This is a genomic window from Paraburkholderia sp. GAS333 (assembly GCF_050435665.1).
GTDB lineage: Bacteria > Pseudomonadota > Gammaproteobacteria > Burkholderiales > Burkholderiaceae > Paraburkholderia > Paraburkholderia fungorum_A.
Genome location: NZ_JBNDKS010000011.1, coordinates 32535 through 48953 on the forward strand (window position 1 = coordinate 32535; position 16419 = coordinate 48953).

Consider the following 16419-nt stretch of genomic DNA (forward strand, 5'->3'; position numbering starts at 1 on the left):
GGCGCCTTGGGTGCTACGACATTTGACCAAATATTCTTAAAAGTTTCGGTTAGAAAATCAAAAGTAATCTTTACCATACCGAAACCGCATAAATATATAATCCGGCTTTTATACCTCACAAAAGCTTATATATATTTTCAATATATAGGCGAGAGCATTGCAGCACAAAACCGTCTCCACTTCCTGAAACGTCTGTGCTTGTGCAGCCCGGTAAATAAATATCGTCGGAATTATGTCAGAAAAATTACACGGCGAATTATCGGCTATGCGGCAATCAAATTAAATGACACGACAATCTTTCCATCGAGTACTTTCGTCTTTCGTGTGTACATCGCTGTTGCTTTGCTCACGATTGTCCATGGCCAATGTCACGATGAATTTTGCAGATGCGGACATCACGCAGGTGGCGCGCGCAATCGGAGCGGCCACGGGAAAAACCATCATCGTCGACCCTCGCGTGAAAGGCGTTCTTAATCTGACATCGGAAAATCCCGTGTCTGAAGACGTAGCGATCAAAACACTGCAATCGGCATTACGTATGCAGGGCTTCTCTTTATTACAGGATCATGGCGTATTCAAGATTGTGCCGGAAGCGGACGCAAAACTACAGGGCGTGTCGACGTATGTTGGAAATAACCCTGTTGCCAAAGGCGATCAGGTCGTTACGCAGGTATTTCAGCTGCGCAGGGAATCTGCCAATAGCCTATTGCCGATACTCCGCCCATTAATCTCGCCCAATAACACCATCAACGCATATTCGGGTAATAACACGATTGTCGTGACCGATTATGCGGACAATATCCGTAGAATAGCGGCGGTTATCGCCGGCATCGACGCCGCGTCCCAATCCCATATCGACGTGGTACAACTCAATTTCGCCGATGCCCCCACCCTCGTTCCGCAACTTCAAAAGCTGCTGGATTTAGGTGCTATCGGCGAATCGGATCCGACACAGAAAGTAACCGTAGCAGCGGACCCGCGCACCAATTCGATCGTGCTTCGCTCGAATGAAGCCTCCCGCTTGAACGAGGCGGAAGCGCTTGTGATAAAACTCGATACCCCCGCTCGAACCCCGGGGAATATCCACATCGTCAGTCTGCGAAATGCCGATGCCACCGACCTGGCAAAAACGCTTCGCAAGATATTGGGCCTGTCGAGTTCAACCGATTCGAAAGACACCAGCACGCAAACCAAAGGCAGCGGTCAAAGCGCGTCCAAGTTTTCGGATAGCGACGGCTCGCTGCCTCCATTACCCAGTTCCGGCAGCGGAACATCGGGTAGCTCAAGTACTTCATCGTCCGCATCGGGAGGCGCTTCGCCTCTTACCGGCAACACCGCCGGAAGCCCGGCGTCGGGTTCCGGCGACCAGGACGGCGATAAAGGGAGCGGAGAAGTCGTCGCCGACGTCTCGACCAATTCATTGATCATTACCGCCTCCGAACCCGTCTTCAGGAATCTCAGCACGGTTATCGCCCGGCTGGATCAACGCAAGGTTCAGGTCTATATCGAATCGCTGATCATGGAAGTGTCGTCGGATAAAACCGGGCAATTCGGTATTCAGTGGCTGACCACAGCGGGTCTCGCGAGCGTGGCCGAAACGACGACCAATGTGGGAATAGTCGCGGGCTTCGGAAATATTCTGGGTACCAAGGGTCTGTTTCAGGCGTTACAGACGAGTTCCGACGTCAACATTTTATCCACGCCGAGTCTGGTTACGCTCGACAATCACGAAGCGCGAATACTAGTCGGCACCAACATTCCCGTTGAGACCGGTACATATTCAACCGCCAGTACCAGCTCCTCGTCTGCGTCCGCATTCAATACTTATGATCGGCAGGATGTCGGGGTCATGCTGGACGTGAAACCGCAGATCAATCAGGGCGGAACAATCAAATTACAGCTTTACCAGGAAGACTCGAGTGTCATTAGCGGATCGGCCGACAACGCCGGTGGATCCAGTATTAACAAGCGCTCGCTGCAGTCCACGATCCTCGCCGACGATGGTCAGATCGTCGTACTGGGCGGGTTAATCAGCGACGCCTATGACAATGCGAATAGCCGGCTACCGTGGATCTCGAAAGTACCCTTGTTGGGCTATCTCTTCAGGAATGAAACGAAGAGCAGAGTGAAGACAAACTTACTGGTCTTTTTACGGCCCGTGATTATAAAAGACGCGTCCACCTTGAAAGCGATCTCGTCGGACAGGTATGGATATATCCGCGGAAAATCGCTCAACTATAAATCGGACAACTGGACGGAAAAGGACGATACGCTACCCGTTCCGCCACCGGAAAGCGGCAATCAGCAAGACGGCGCGGCAAACGTGTTCGACCTGACGCATATGGAGCACAAGCTCGATGGCAATGCCATCAGCAACGCGCAGTGAATGACCGCTTTTCCGTTGTGACGCATGAGGCCGCCCCCGTTAGCGCGGCCTCACCCCACCCGCTCGGCCGACGCCACCAAACCGCGCAAGAACACCATCATCATTCGCCCGACCGGCACGTTGGCGACCGCCGACCGCTGTAACGCCAACCCATGCGCCAGCCCCATGAACGAAGTCGCCAGTAACGCCGGCGACTCCGGGGGCACCCGCCCCAGCCGCGCGAAAAGCTGCTCGAAGAACCTCGCCAGCCCTTCGCGATGCGCGCTCCACAGTGCCTGAGACGCCACCGCAAACGCGGGATTGCGGCTCGCGTGAAGCTCCAGCTCAACCGCCAGGACCGACCAGTCGGGGTCGCTGTCCAGCGATTGCGACCAGACATCCAGCGTGTTCAGAATGTCGTCCGTGGACGCCTTCGAGTTTCCCAGCAGGTGCGCCAGCCCCGACACCTCCGAACTCGCCCGCTGCCGCATCAACTCGAGAAACAACGTTTCCTTATCGGCGAAATTCGAATAAAAGCCGCCTTGCGAATAACCGGCTTCCGTCGCGATATCCCGAAGCGACGTGGCGCCGAACCCCTTCCGTACGAACAAACGCTTCGCCGCATCGAGAAGATGGCCGCGAGTTTGTAGCCGGCTTTCTTCGCGAGTCAGCCGTGGAGGTTTGGTCGATGAATTCATGAAGCGCAGAATATCAGTTGAAATCTAAATTTCAACTGATATTATTACGACTTCATTTCATATTTCACTTGATATGTGAAGTGGGAGCGCATCAACGTGCTACCGCATTCTCTTGAACGAAACGACCGCTGCGTAAAAGGCCCGGTCGTGTAATACGGAAAAGACAGCATGAGCAGCCGGATTGCGACGCTTAAGCAGCAACTCGCACAACTCGATAAGCAGATTGAATCCGCATGGCGGGACGAGCAGCATGCGGCAATCGAACATATTCGCCAGGTCATGAACTTTTTCAAGCTCGTCCCGAATGAGTTACGGGTGGACCGGCGCGGTTCCTATAACACCAGGCCTGTCACGATGAAATATCGGGACCCGGTAAGCGGGGCGACCTGGAGCGGTCGCGGGCGGGCGCCTTCGTGGATTAAAAATCGCGACTATGCCGATTTTTTAATCGAGCGATCAAAGAAAGCGGCTTAAAAGTAGCGTCACATTTAAATGTGAGCGCTACACGATCCATTAAAGCCGCATTAGCTCAATGTTGAGCCAGTAACTCGCTCACATACTGCTTCCAGACTTCGGGGTGAGTCTGTGTCTGATGCCCATACGAATGCGCCGTTTCCGGCACTTCGACGAACCGTCCATTTGCGACGGCCGGTATCAGGCGCTGCATCACATCGAGATCGACGGCATTAAGCAGGTCGTCGTCGAAATTGACGGCAAGCACGCGCGCGCGAATCCGGTTCAATTGCGCGGTCGGGTTGTAGTCATACGACGAATCGAACCAGTACAGCACGTCGTTGGCGTCGCTTTTGCGGGCCTGCTCGACCAGATTGTCATAGAGGTCGGTGGCGGTCTTGCGATCCGGCGCCTGCGCCTGCAAACGGGCCGGATTGCCGGTGAGCACGGCGAACAGCGGCATCACGCGAAGCCATTGAACCGGCTCGGCCGCGTAGTCGCCGTTGTGCCAGTCGGGATCGTTGCGGATCGCGCCGATCACCATCTGCCGCCATAGCCAGTTGCGCCCGGCAATGGCAATCGGCTGACTCACCACGGGCATCAGCGCGTCGGCCATGTCGGGATAGCGCTCGCCCCACATCCACGTTTGCATGCCGCCCATCGAAACGCCGAGCACCAGCCGTAAGTGCGTCACGTGCAATCCGTCGACCAGCAATTGGTGGTTGGCTTCCACTACGTCGGTGTAGCCATAGCGCGGAAAGCGCGTGCGCAGGCCGTCGCTCGGCTTGCTGGAACCGCCGCGCCCCAGACCATCGGGGATCACGACGAAATAGCGTTGCGCGTCGAGCGGTTGGCCAGGTGCGTAAAGCTCGCGGCGCATGAGCGGCGTCAGGAATTCCTGGCTGCTGCTGGTCGTGCCATGCATCAGCAACACCGCATTGTCGATACGGCCATGTGCATCCCGATGCGGCGTACCGATCGTCACATAGTGAATGCGCACGTCCGGCAACACCGTACCGTCGGAAAACTGGAAGTCGTGCGCGACGAAGTCAGCCGACTGTTCCGGTGCGGCGGACTGGGCGGCTTCGCTTGCATAAGCGGTGTCGATACCGGCGGCCGCCGCGATGCAAAGACCGAAAGCCGCTTGCAGCAATCTGGATTTAAGCATGTTCCTTTTTGGGCCCGTGTTGGGAAGTGGTCGATGGAAAGCGCTATGTCATTCGATGAAGCGCGCTGCACATTGCATCACACTTAGCGAGACCATTGCGGCGGCGAATACGTTATTCGATAACGTGATGCGCGCTTTTTTAACCAGCAATCGCTAGCGCAAAAAATAAAGCGCGAGCCGCAACGCAAATTTGCGTCGCCTGCTCGCGCAACGAAACAACGGGCCGTTCGCATTCGACACGTCCGCCGGACAGATCCATGAGATCGAAATTAGCGGACGCCGACCTTGAAAACCGAGACCACATCGCGCAGCCCCTGCGCCTGAGTCGCCATCGAGTGCGCCGCCGCCGAGGCCTCCTCGACAAGCGCCGCATTCTGCTGGGTCACCTGGTCCATCTGATTGACGGCCGTGTTGACCTGGCCGATACCCGTGCTCTGCTCTTCCGAAGCCGATGCAATTTCCTGCAGGATATCGTTCACCCGCTTCACCGCGCCGACGATTTCTTCGATCGTTCCGCCGGCCTCCTGAACCAGCTTCGAGCCGGTGTCGACACGTGACACCGCTTCGCCGATAAGTCCGCGAATTTCACCCGCAGCCGTTGCAACGCGCTGAGCCAGCACCCGCACTTCGGACGCCACCACCGCGAATCCACGGCCCTGCTCGCCCGCGCGCGCGGCTTCGACGGCCGCATTCAGCGCCAGAATATTGGTCTGGAATGCAATGCCTTCGATCACGCTGATGATCTCGGCCATATTGGCGGAGCTTTCCGAGATTTCATTCATCGTGCCGACCACGCGTCCGACCACATCGCCGCCGCGCTGCGCCGTATCGGAAGCGGTGCCGGCCAGCAAGGTCGCCTGCTTCGCGTTGTCCGCATTCTGGCGAACGGTCGCGGTCAATTGCTCCATGCTCGAAGCCGTTTCTTCGAGCGACGCCGCCTGCTGCTCGGTGCGTTGCGACAGATCGGTATTGCCAGCCGCGATTTCCTGCGCAGCCGTATTGATGTTGCCCGCATTCTCCCGGACCACGCTGATGGTTTCAATCAGCTTGCCCTGCATGGTTTGCAGGCCGCTCATCAACTGCCCCATCTCGTCCTGCGAGCGGACCTCGACTCGCGTGGTCAGATCGCCGTTGGCAATGGCCGTGAAATGCGTGAGCGCTTCTTCGAGCGGCTGGCCGATCGCGCGTTGCAGCGAGCGCCATGCAAGCGCGGCGGCAGCCAGCGCGAAAGCGATGCCTGCCAATGCAATGCCGACGAACCACTGAAAGCGCGTTTGCGCCTGCAGATAAATCTCGCGCGCCACTTTCGCCTGCTTCGCCTGCAACGCGTCGATACCGGCGGTCACGTCGATGTATTGCGCCGACGACGCATTGAGCACGGCGTCCCTGATCCGGGTCGCGTCACCGCTGCTGACAGCCTGAAAAATCGGATCGAGGCCGACCGTGACGAGGCTTTCGAGTTTCTGAGTCAACTCGTTGGCCTGGCGTTCTTCGTCGGCATCCGCGAACGGCAATGCGCGATAAGCAGCCCAACTCTTCTTCGAGCGATCGAGCAACGCGCGGGCATTCTGCGCATATTGAGGAACGCTGGATGCGCCTGGGTCGATAGCGATACGGAACAGCCACAGACGCGTTCTCGCCAGCGCCACGCTGGCGTCGCCGAGTGCAACCGACGAACCGAGCTGATTCGAGTAAAGGCTCTTGACGTTGTCGTTACTCATCAGGACACCGCCAATGCCCATTGCCCCGCCAACAATCAGCAGCAAACCGAGAAAGCTCATCGCCAGCGCAAGGCGGGCGCGAATCGTAATGTTCTTGAACATGATGTCAGGAAAGTGTGATTCCCGTCGGCGTCCCATGGATATTGGAATCTTGTAACGGGCAATAAGGCTGCCGGAGCGAAGTCCGTAAGCGCCAGCTATAAATCTCCATACTGGTTTACGGCTTGCAGACGATGAAACTTAAGGCTGTTAAACGGGTGATTCCGCAATCGAAATATTTCGCCGGTAATGGAATAGACCGGCCTGTCAGGTGTTATGGCAGTTGCAACCGGTTTCGCCATCCGTCAACTGTCTTACAGGAATGTGATTGTCCGATGAACTTCGCTAATTTCTCGTCCCCCGATTTTTTCGCCAACCCTTATCCGCTCTATGAAAAAGTGCGCGAAGCCGGCGCGCTGCTGCCAGTAGGCCCCAACGCAATGGTCACCGGCCGGTTTGAAATCATCGATACATTGCTGCGTGACCGGCGCATGGGCAAAACCTATCTCCAAAGCGTACGCGCACGTTATGGCGAAGCCGCAACCCAGTACCCCGTATTTCAGGCACTGAGCCGCACCTTTCTGATGATGAATCCGCCCGCTCATACGAAGTTACGCACGCTTCTCATGAAGGCTTTCAACGCGCGACAAATTGAAAAGCTCAGAGACGTGGTAGCGATGACGAGTCGCGATCTTCTCGACCGGATCGGCAACGCGTCCGAATTCGATTTGATAAGCGATTACGCGCTGCCGTTGCCGGTGGATATCATCTGTCGTCTGCTGGATATTCCGTCTTCGCATGGCAACGAACTAGGCATTGCGGCCAGCCGTCTCGTCGCTGCGTTCGATCTCGCACCGCTCGACGAAACCTCACTGGCCTCCGCAAACGAAGCCGCGCTTACGCTCGAACGATATTTTCAGAAGGTGGTCGAGCAGCGCCGCATTACTCCGGGCGACGACATCATTTCTTCGCTGACCAGCGTCGAAGACGAAGGCGCTACGCTCAGCGACGACGAGATCGTTTCGAATGTGATTCTGTTGTTCATTGCGGGACATGAAACGACATCGAACATGATCGGCAATTCAATGGTCGCGCTGTTTCGTCAACCAGTTCAACTCGATGCACTCAAGCGCGACCTCGCGTCGATCCCGAAGGCGGTCGTCGAATGCATGCGTTACGACACGTCGATACAGATGGTGGTACGCACGGCGCTCGAAGAAGTCGTTATTCACGATGTGACGCTTGCGCCCGGCACGATTGTGTTCATGTTGATCGGCGCGGCGAATCGCGATCCAGCTGTGTTCTCGCATCCTGATCAACTTGTTTTCGATCGCGGCGACAACGTGCCGTCGCTCGCATTCGGCGGCGGCATTCACTATTGTCTCGGAGCGCGGCTGGCACAGCTTGAAATGGAAGTGGCCATTGCCGATCTTCTCGATCGCTTTCCTGATATGCAACCGGTCGATCTGGATCAGTTGAAATGGCATCCGCGCAATAATCTGCGCGGCGTGCAGTCGCTGCGGATCAATACCGCAGCGACTTAAACTTCCTTCAGGCGGTCACGGCAGCTTCGAGAACTGCCCGGACTTCATCGAGAAGTCCGGGCAACGCGGCAAAGCTCACATGCGTAAGACGGAGCACGCCGTCGATAGTACATAGACCGATAATCTGGTCATCCGCGAAACCCGACGTGACGATGGGTCCCCATAGCGCTTTCAGCGTCAAACCGTTGTACGACGAAGCGATCGGTTGATTACCCAGGTTCGACAATAGAACGTCGAAGGCCAGCACCGCCGACAGAAAACCCGCCGCGTGCTGCACGCTCGGTCTCGCCGACATCGCGGCGTTCAGCGCTTTGAGTTCTGCCGCCACGGTAGCGCGTGCTTGCGACGGCGCGAGATCCCGTTTGATCTTGCGGGCCGCATGCCAGAACGACCTGCTGTCGATATGATCGGCGACCGTTATGGTCTGCGTGATATACACGCCGTTAGCGGTGCCCACTTCATCGGCGAGGTAACGCACGTCGATTGGCGTCACGGTTCGCACCGGCCGCGCGCGCCATTCAGGCGACAGACGACGCCCCGCTTCATTCACTGCAGCCGCCATTGCGCCGTGCACTGTCGTTTGTTCGATACGGGCTCGCGCGATGAGTTGCTGCGTCAACTGCGCGGTGAGAGCGAGCGCGTCGATCTGCGGCGTCTCTGTGCCGCCTGCGCGAAATGGCTTGGGCATAGGAGCCAATGGCGCGGGAGGCAAATCGACAGCAGACTTCATATCGCTTGCCAGGACATCTTCTAACGAATGAACCAGTTGCAATGAGGAGCGCGACTCGCCCGTTAGCGCGAGCAATAGATCTTCGATCAGATACGCGCCTCCCATTCCGTCCAGGACCGAATGATGCGCAGCCAGAATCAATGTCGAGCCCTGCTCACCCTGCAATATCGTTGCACGCAGCAATGGAGCGAGCGACCAGTCGAAAGGAGTGGCGATTTCTCGCGCAACTTCTGCTTGCCATGACGTTGCGCTCCGTTCGACCAGGCGCAACGGAACCTCTGCGTCTGGCTGACCATAGAACGCGGTATTCATCCGCTCGTCACTGCCGATATAAGTCGACAGCAGCGGGTGCCTTCTTTGCGCTGCACGGAAGGCGCGTTGCCATGCTTCGCGCGAAAAAACCTGGTCGATCTCGGCGACCATCGCGAAGTGCGTCGGACGGTTTTGATCGAGTAGCCAGAACAGGTGTTCTGTACTACCGAGATCGCGTACGCGTGTCTGATCGTCTTCGTTGACGCCGTCTATTTCCTGTAGATGAATTTGCACTACGGTACTCCGGGATGGGATAACTGCCTGTTCGTATGGAGCCGTGAATCGCATTCACGCAATGCCCGATTTTGGGTACGCGTCGATGCATCGGCCGGCTATTCGTGATCTGCGCTGCGTCGCGACAACGACCAACGCATATGGCATTGCAGCATCCCCATGTATCCCGTTTGTGTCCGCAAAAATGGCTTTTGCAACCTTGTGTATCCGGCCATTTCGCGTTGATCGACGGGACGGATTTGTGTCTCTCTGTGTATATGGTCTACGTGAATACACAGCATTGCAATATCCCTTTGCGCAGACACAGGCCAGATACTTCCGCGAGTTTTAATGCATCCAACGACGGAATCCCACTCAGTCAGACATTGGATGCCCGGACGGATTCTTTCCCCTCGAATTGATTAAGGAGTATGAAAATGAAAGTCTCGATGATCGCTTTGACCTTCGCTGCGTGTGTAACGACTGCCTCCGCTTTTGCATCCAGTCCCGTCGATGCAAATGTCGCGAGTTCCAACGCTCAACAAACGTCGCAATGGGTCCCGTCTCAGGCCGCTGTGCATGCGAAGACACGCGCCGAAGTCCGTCAGGAACTGGCGCGCGCACAACAGGACGGCCAGCTTGCGGCGCTCAACAAGCTCTATCAAGGTAGTTGATCTCTGTTTTTACCCGTAGTGCCAGGATCGGGCGATCTCATAGCAGCATTGCCCGGTCCGTATCACTGACAAATCGTCATTCAATGTTTCTACCGCCGTCCCGCGGCGACCAATACCTTCGTCTGTATTGACCACGAAACCGGCGAACGGCATCATATCCGGCAGCGATTCCTGCGGCCTCTACCGTCTATCTCGGGACATCCGTCGACGCTTTGTCGACTCTTGCCGACTCATTCGCACGAGATCTTCTTTCAAGTCGAAGCGCTCCCAGATGAAGGGACGGTCTCGCCGTGCGGAAGCACGCGGGCCTGCGCAAAGAGAAGCGGCCCGCAGCGAATTCAACCGACGTGCAAGCAAGCAAAGGTACCCGATGACTCCCGACTCAGGCAGCAAACACGCATCGGCGCCGCGCTTTCCTGCGTTGCAGGGCGCATCCCGCGATCATCTCTATCCGCGCTTCGACGCTGCGCAGATCGACAGAATGCGGCGCTTCGGCACGATCGAACATTGGCGCGCAGGCGACGCGATGTTTCGCACGGGTCAAGCCGGTCTCGGCATGCGCGTGCTAATCAGCGGACAAGCGAGGCTGACGCGGCGCGATGGCCTGGGCCGCTCGCGGATCATCGCCGAATTGAGCGACGGACAGTTTCTCGGCGAAGTGGCTCAACTGACCGGCAAACCCGCGCTCGCAGACGGCCTCGCGCTAACCGACGTCGAAGCGCTGATGATCCCGCCGGAGCAGATTCGCACGATGCTGGTGGCCGAGGCGCAGATCGGCGAAACGATCATGCGGTCCATCATGCTGCGTCGTTTCGGCCTGATACAGGACGGCGGCGGACCGGTGCTGATCGGACCCGCAAGCGACATGAATCTGATCGCGCTCGAAGGATTGCTACATCGGCTGAGTCATCCGTATTCGGTGGTCGATCCTGAAGCCGATACTGAAGCACGCCTGCTTCTCGACAGTCTGGACGGATGGGCCAACGAGTACCCCGTCGTGATGCTCGCGGACGGCACCTTGCTGCGTCAACCGAGCCCGCGTGAATTAGCCGCCAGGCTCGGCATCCTGCTGAAAATCGACACGGCCCGCACGTATGACGTCGCCGTGGTCGGCGCAGGACCAGCAGGACTCGCTGCAGCGGTTTACGCCGCATCTGAAGGCCTGTCAGTCATTGTCTTCGACGGACACGGCCCGGGCGGACAAGCCGGCGCAAGCGCCCGCATCGAAAACTATCTCGGCTTTCCGACCGGCGTATCGGGTCACGAACTGGCGGCCAACGCGTTCGTGCAGGCAGTGAAATTCGGTGCGGAGATCATCATGCCCGCCCGCGTCCGCACGCTCGACTGCGCACAGACGCCGCGTCAACTGGTGCTCGAAGACGGGCAGCGCATCGCCGCCCATACCGTCGTCATTGCAACGGGCGCGGCATATCGACGGCCCGCCATCGCCGGGCTCGATGAAGTGAACGGCTGCGGCGTCCACTACTGGGCGTCGTCTGTTGAAGGCCGTTTGTGTCGGGGAACCGAGGTGGTGCTCATAGGCGGTGGCAATTCCGCGGGACAGGCTGCGGTATTTCTCGCGTCGCATGCGAGCCGCGTGCATCTGCTGATTCGCGGCGCCGATCTCGCCAGGAGCATGTCGCGGTATCTGATCGACCGGATTGCATCGCTCGACAATGTGGTGCTGCACGCGCAAACAGTCGTCACAGCCGTGACACGCGATCAATGGGGACTCGACTCCGTCGTCTGCGAGACACCCGGCGGTGAGCAGTGCATCGAAACGCGGCATCTCTTCCTGTTCACCGGAGCCGCTCCCAATACGCAGTGGCTGCATGATTGCAGCGTCGAGATCGACGAAAAGGGTTTTGTCAAAACGGGCTACACGTCGGGCGTATTGCCTGAAACCGCGTGCTTCGCGTTGCAGACCAACGTGCCCGGCGTGTTCGCTATTGGCGATACGCGCGCGGCGTCGGCTAAACGCGTGGCTGCTGCTGTCGGCGATGGCGCGGCGGTCGTGTCCGAGATTCATCAGTTTTTGTCGTCGTCGGCGAATACGGCTTGAGGGTCGAGGTGGCGCGGCATAAGTACATGTTTTTTGCAGCGCCACCCACAGTTCTCTTAACCAAACGTAAAGCTGAATACCTTCGCGCCCGGATCGAGGAATTCGATTTCGAACGTCCTGTCGGCCACCTCACCACGCTGACGCACCAGTTGATACAAACGCGCACTCGTCACCGTACCCGTGCCGTCGCTCGCGACGTCCTCGCCGTGCGCGGCTCCGGGCGGCGCTCCGTCAATCGTGATCCTGAATCGCACCGGCTTGCCATCCGTTGCCGGAGCGAGCACCAGATGCAGATCGCGTGCGTGGAAACGATAGGCGATGCGTCCATGTTGCGCGGTTGGCTCCGCGAATTCGCCGCCGATGTTCCACTGCCCCGAAAGCGCCCAGCTATTCAACGACAATTGCGTGGGCAACGTGTAAGCCGCTGCGTTATCGGACTGCACAGCTTGTGGCGACGCAAAACCCTGCGCCTGCCGGTAACCCACATACGTCTCGTCTGAGCCGATGTCCGACGGATCAGCCGCCGCTTGCGAACCGTTCGCCAGCACCGGCTTCGGATCGACAGCAGGCATCGCACGGCCGTTGTCCGCCAGCAGTTGCTGGATTGCCTCCTCCGCTTCGCGGTAGTTGCCTTCGCCGAAGTGCTGATACCGGATACGGCCTTGCGCATCGACGATATAGAACGCGGGCCAGTACTGATTGCCGAACGCCTGCCAGATCCGGTAGTCGTTATCGACCGCGACCGGGTAGTGGATTTTCAGATCGTCCAGCGCGCGGCGCACGTTCGCCGTGTCGTGCTCGAAGCCGAACTCGGGTGTGTGCACGCCGACCACGACGAGACCGTCATCGCGATAACGATCCGCCCATGTCTTCAGATACGGCAACGTGCGCAGACAGTTGATGCACGAGTAAGTCCAGAAGTTGACCACCACCACTTTGCCGCGCAACGCATCGCGGGAAAGCGGCGCGCTGTTCAGCCAGGTCGTCGCGCCGTCGAACGATGGCAGGCGGCCCTGAACCGGCAACGCATCCGCATGGGAAGCGCTCAGCGACACGCGCATGATCGGCGATGCGGGCCGCGCCCTCAACGCCGGCTCGTTCGATTCGAGCAAACCGACCAGCCGGCTCTCGATTCCATTCGTCGGCGCGCCTGGCACATGCGCGAGAATCTGCGTGTCGACACCCAGCGAAATCGCCGCGACCGTGAGCAGCACGAGCGCGCCCATCGCGCGACGCACTCCTTCGCCGATGCCGAACGAGCGCTTGAGAAAATCCAGCGAACGTTTGCCGAGACCCGACACCACCGCCAGCGAACACGCGGCACCCAGCGCATAGGCGGCGAGCGCCGCGCCGGTCTGCCAGGTCGCGCCATGCAACGCGGCGCCGGTCAGGATCAGGCCGAGAACCGGTCCCGCACACGGTGCCCACAGCAAGCCCGTCGCGGCACCGAGCAGGACCGCTGCGCCGATCCGGCGCGTCGTGCGCTGGTCTTGCGAATGGGTGACGAAGCGCTCGGCAAGCGCCGACAGCGGACGCGAGAGACGCGTGGCAATCGACGGAAACAGCAGCGCCGCGCCGAACAGCGCGAAGAGTGCGAGCGAGATCCAGCGGCCGTACTGGCTCAATTGCGCCGCGCCGCTCAGACCGGCCGCGCCGAGTCCCGTCACCAGGGCGAAGGTGCCGGCGAGGCCGAGCAGCAGCGGGAGGCGGTCGGTTGCGAACGGCCGGTCGGAGCGCGCGAAAACGAACGGGACGACCGGCAGAATGCACGGGCTCAGCACGGTGAACACGCCGCCCATGAATGCAATGACGATGAGTAACATGAGGTCGATGTTGAAACAGTAGACAGTGGACGGACCGGCGTCGAACGCCGGGCGGCAACGGCACGTCAAGCTATGTGCTGTATTCCACCGCCCTCATGTATCGCAGTGATGTCGCGAATCGCGGCGCGTGCAACGCTATGTATCGGTTGCAGCGGGAGATACATGGGGATACAAAATGCGTGGCGTTATTACGCGCCAGTTAATAGGCCGCCGCCGCATTCACGCTTTCGACAGCGACTTGACCCCGCGCCTGTCCTGCATGATCGCCAGCATCAGCGCCGCGAGTCCGCATGCGGCGATCAGCGCGACCAGTGCGTCCCGGCCCATGTGAACCAGTACCCATCCGCCGATCGCCGGAAAGCCGAAGGTGCCGATGAAGTACGCAACGACAAACCACGTCAACGCGGCCGGCCGGTGCATTTCCGCGGAATCGTTGACCGCCTGGGTCTGGATAGTCGGATAGACGAGCCCGTAACCGGTTCCGAGCAGGATCGCGCTGGCCGGATGGAACATCGCGTTATACGGCACCGCCGAGACCGCTGCGATGCCGAGCAGCATCATCACGAGCAGCACCTTTGTTGCGACCTCGCGATGAAGCCGGATCACGACGCGCGCAAGCAACCAGCGCGCCGCCACGACCGTGACCGCATAGACGCTGAAGAACGTGCCCGCCTGCAAACCGGTACCTTGCACGAGCGACATCTGGAAAGTCATCAGGCCGGAAAAAACGCACGCGCACAGAGAGATCATGACGATCGGATACGCGGCGCGCGTGCGGGAAATAGCGCCGAATTCGCGCAGCCATCTTTCCTGTACCGGCGACGCAGGCAACGCTGATGAACGCGGCGAAATCCGGCCAAAGGTTTCCAGCAACAGTGCGGCTACTCCGCACAATCCGCCGATCACCAACAGCACGCTGGTCAGCGGCCAGCGCAGCGAATGAATGGCGAATGCGGCGACCGCCGGGCATCCGCCGATACCGGCCATCTGCACCGTGCCGAAGCGCATGAACCACGCGCCGCGCTCGGCGTCGCTGGTGCGCTCGGCAAGCGACATCGGCGCGGCCAGACAGAACGCGCCCCAACCCAAACCCACCAGAAAACCAGGGGAAAAGCTGAACGGACTGATTTGTTTGATCACCGCGAAACCGGTGACCCCCGCGCCGATGCACAACGCCGCGAGCGCCATGGTTCGCGCAGCCCCGATGCGCTGTGCAAACCAGCCGACCAGCAGAACACCAACGAGTGTGCCGAGCGTGGCTTCCGCGAGTGCCAGGCCAGTGTCGATATCGCTGCCGCCAAGCGAGTTGAAATGCATCGACAGGAAAAACGTCGCTCCGTACCCGCCCGCCGCGAACAAGGTGCCGATTAGCACAAACAGAGAGTTGAATAGGCGCATGGTGAAGTCCGAATGATCGGGTGAAGATCGCGCGATGGTCGAATGAAATATTATGCCCGGAAAACAGGGCTCAAATGCTTGCGGGGATAACACCCGCAGTCGCGCCGACGTGATTCAAACCGTCATTCAACGTCCTATACAATCAGGAGTTCATCGAAACGCCACCTCTATTACCCACTCATTCAACGGAGGTACGACGTGAAATTCCGCCTGCTCCTGCTGCCGCTCGCCCTTGCCGCCTGTGCGCAGGCACCCGAAGCGACCGGCCCTGCCCCTTCGACAACAACTACAACCACCGCACCGGCGAATGCGTCGCCAGCGGCCGGCGGCAGCAAGCTCGTCCAGTACCACTGGCAACTCACCAACGCGACCGACAGCAACGGCAACCGCATCGACGCTTTGTTCGTCCGCGAAGACAAACCCGTGCAACTCGACTTCAGTCCCGACCGGTTGAATGTAGTCAACAGTTGCAACAGCATGGGAGCCGGCTACACGATCAGGAAAGGCCAGTTGCAAATTGGCTCGATGGTGAGCACCATGATGGCCTGCCGCGAGCCCGCCCTCGCCGCGCTCGACAACGCCATCTCGCAACGCCTGCAAGGCACCTCGAGCGTCAGCATGCTGGCAGGAGGCAACACGCCACACCTTCAGTTAGTCACGGCCTCGGGCGACACGTTGAACTTCACCGGCACGGCCACGGCTCAAACCCGCTTCGGCGGCCCCGGCGAAACCGCTTTCCTTGAAGTCGCCGCGCAAACCACGCCATGCAATCATCCATTGATGCCGGACAAACAGTGCCTGCAGGTGCGCGAAATTCATTACGACGAGCATGGCCTGCCGAGCGGAACACCCGGCGCATGGCAGCCGCTGAATCAGGATATCGAGGGCTATACGCATACACCAGGCATCCGCAATGTGCTGCGCGTGAAGCGCTATACCGTCGCCAATCCGCCCGCTGACGGATCGTCCATTGCGTATGTGCTGGACCTCGTGGTCGAGTCGGAGAAGGTTCAGCAATGAGCATCACGCGGGGCGACACACGTTCTTCGGGTTCGCGCCCCAACAGGTGCCATCGCGCACCATAAGCGGGCGCGAACACGCCGTCTGATCGCATGCCGGTGCTCTGTCAAACCGGCAATCACCCACCAGATGGGCGTCACATCACTGGCACGCTTCTCGCTTTTTGTAAAAGCAGGAGCCGGCGCAACAACCGGTTTAA

The 16419-nt window shown here is 59.0% G+C and carries 12 protein-coding genes; 6 read left to right on the forward strand and 6 right to left on the reverse strand.

Annotated features, from left to right (window positions below):
* The first annotated feature begins 358 nt into the window (after positions 1-358).
* Positions 359-2386, forward strand: a complete 2028-nt coding sequence (gene gspD, locus ABH945_RS33535) for a type II secretion system secretin GspD (protein ID WP_429253485.1) — start codon at positions 359-361, stop codon at positions 2384-2386.
* 50 nt (positions 2387-2436) lie between these two features.
* Here the strand turns inward: gspD and ABH945_RS33540 are convergent, their stop codons facing one another.
* Positions 2437-3063 (reverse strand): TetR/AcrR family transcriptional regulator, encoded by a 627-nt coding sequence (locus tag ABH945_RS33540; protein ID WP_429253486.1) that lies wholly within the window; start codon positions 3061-3063, stop codon positions 2437-2439.
* Between the two features lie 168 nt (positions 3064-3231).
* Here ABH945_RS33540 and ABH945_RS33545 point away from each other — a divergent pair, with 168 nt between their 5' ends.
* Positions 3232-3537 (forward strand): H-NS family nucleoid-associated regulatory protein, encoded by a 306-nt coding sequence (locus ABH945_RS33545; RefSeq protein WP_429253487.1) that lies wholly within the window; start codon positions 3232-3234, stop codon positions 3535-3537.
* A gap of 55 nt (positions 3538-3592) precedes the next feature.
* Here ABH945_RS33545 and ABH945_RS33550 read toward each other — a convergent pair whose 3' ends face one another.
* Both ABH945_RS33550 and ABH945_RS33555 read right to left on the reverse strand, forming a co-directional pair.
* Entirely contained in the window at positions 3593-4684 is a 1092-nt protein-coding gene (locus ABH945_RS33550) for an alpha/beta fold hydrolase (protein WP_429253488.1), read from the reverse strand.
* A 269-nt stretch (positions 4685-4953) separates the two neighbouring features.
* Positions 4954-6507: a methyl-accepting chemotaxis protein gene (locus ABH945_RS33555; RefSeq protein ID WP_429253489.1), complete on the reverse strand. Its 1554-nt coding sequence runs from the start codon at positions 6505-6507 to the stop codon at positions 4954-4956.
* 272 nt (positions 6508-6779) lie between these two features.
* On the opposite strand from ABH945_RS33555, the gene ABH945_RS33560 reads away from it, so the two are divergent.
* Positions 6780-7988: a cytochrome P450 gene (locus ABH945_RS33560; protein WP_429253490.1), complete on the forward strand. Its 1209-nt coding sequence runs from the start codon at positions 6780-6782 to the stop codon at positions 7986-7988.
* A 7-nt stretch (positions 7989-7995) separates the two neighbouring features.
* Here the strand turns inward: ABH945_RS33560 and ABH945_RS33565 are convergent, their stop codons facing one another.
* The gene (locus tag ABH945_RS33565) at positions 7996-9264 is read right to left on the reverse strand and encodes a condensation domain-containing protein (protein WP_429253491.1); all 1269 of its coding nucleotides are present in this window, start codon (positions 9262-9264) and stop codon (positions 7996-7998) included.
* Between the two features lie 416 nt (positions 9265-9680).
* On the opposite strand from ABH945_RS33565, the gene ABH945_RS33570 reads away from it, so the two are divergent.
* Complete coding sequence (locus tag ABH945_RS33570; RefSeq protein WP_429253492.1) at positions 9681-9917, forward strand: DUF4148 domain-containing protein; 237 nt, start codon at positions 9681-9683, stop codon at positions 9915-9917.
* Between the two features lie 370 nt (positions 9918-10287).
* Complete coding sequence (locus tag ABH945_RS33575; protein WP_429253493.1) at positions 10288-11979, forward strand: FAD-dependent oxidoreductase; 1692 nt, start codon at positions 10288-10290, stop codon at positions 11977-11979.
* Positions 11980-12035: 56 nt separating this feature from the next.
* On the opposite strand, the gene ABH945_RS33580 is transcribed toward ABH945_RS33575, so the two are convergent.
* Both ABH945_RS33580 and ABH945_RS33585 read right to left on the reverse strand, forming a co-directional pair.
* Complete coding sequence (locus ABH945_RS33580; RefSeq protein ID WP_429253494.1) at positions 12036-13802, reverse strand: cytochrome c biogenesis protein DipZ; 1767 nt, start codon at positions 13800-13802, stop codon at positions 12036-12038.
* 219 nt (positions 13803-14021) lie between these two features.
* Positions 14022-15200, reverse strand: coding sequence for an MFS transporter (locus tag ABH945_RS33585; RefSeq protein WP_429253495.1), 1179 nt, complete (start codon positions 15198-15200; stop codon positions 14022-14024).
* A gap of 198 nt (positions 15201-15398) precedes the next feature.
* Between ABH945_RS33585 and ABH945_RS33590 the strand changes: the two genes are divergently transcribed.
* Entirely contained in the window at positions 15399-16220 is an 822-nt protein-coding gene (locus ABH945_RS33590) for a DUF4377 domain-containing protein (RefSeq protein ID WP_429253496.1), read from the forward strand.
* The last annotated feature ends 199 nt before the right edge of the window (positions 16221-16419 follow it).

What these genes read in the sequence shown, in the direction of transcription:
- gspD (WP_429253485.1), top strand. Translation starts at nt 359, where the DNA reads ATGGCCAATGTCACGATGAATTTTGCAGATGCGGACATCACGCAGGTG.
- ABH945_RS33540 (WP_429253486.1), bottom strand. Translation starts at nt 3,063, where the DNA reads ATGAATTCATCGACCAAACCTCCACGGCTGACTCGCGAAGAAAGCCGG.
- ABH945_RS33545 (WP_429253487.1), top strand. Translation starts at nt 3,232, where the DNA reads ATGAGCAGCCGGATTGCGACGCTTAAGCAGCAACTCGCACAACTCGAT.
- ABH945_RS33550 (WP_429253488.1), bottom strand. Translation starts at nt 4,684, where the DNA reads ATGCTTAAATCCAGATTGCTGCAAGCGGCTTTCGGTCTTTGCATCGCG.
- ABH945_RS33555 (WP_429253489.1), bottom strand. Translation starts at nt 6,507, where the DNA reads ATGTTCAAGAACATTACGATTCGCGCCCGCCTTGCGCTGGCGATGAGC.
- ABH945_RS33560 (WP_429253490.1), top strand. Translation starts at nt 6,780, where the DNA reads ATGAACTTCGCTAATTTCTCGTCCCCCGATTTTTTCGCCAACCCTTAT.
- ABH945_RS33570 (WP_429253492.1), top strand. Translation starts at nt 9,681, where the DNA reads ATGAAAGTCTCGATGATCGCTTTGACCTTCGCTGCGTGTGTAACGACT.
- ABH945_RS33575 (WP_429253493.1), top strand. Translation starts at nt 10,288, where the DNA reads ATGACTCCCGACTCAGGCAGCAAACACGCATCGGCGCCGCGCTTTCCT.
- ABH945_RS33580 (WP_429253494.1), bottom strand. Translation starts at nt 13,802, where the DNA reads ATGTTACTCATCGTCATTGCATTCATGGGCGGCGTGTTCACCGTGCTG.
- ABH945_RS33585 (WP_429253495.1), bottom strand. Translation starts at nt 15,200, where the DNA reads ATGCGCCTATTCAACTCTCTGTTTGTGCTAATCGGCACCTTGTTCGCG.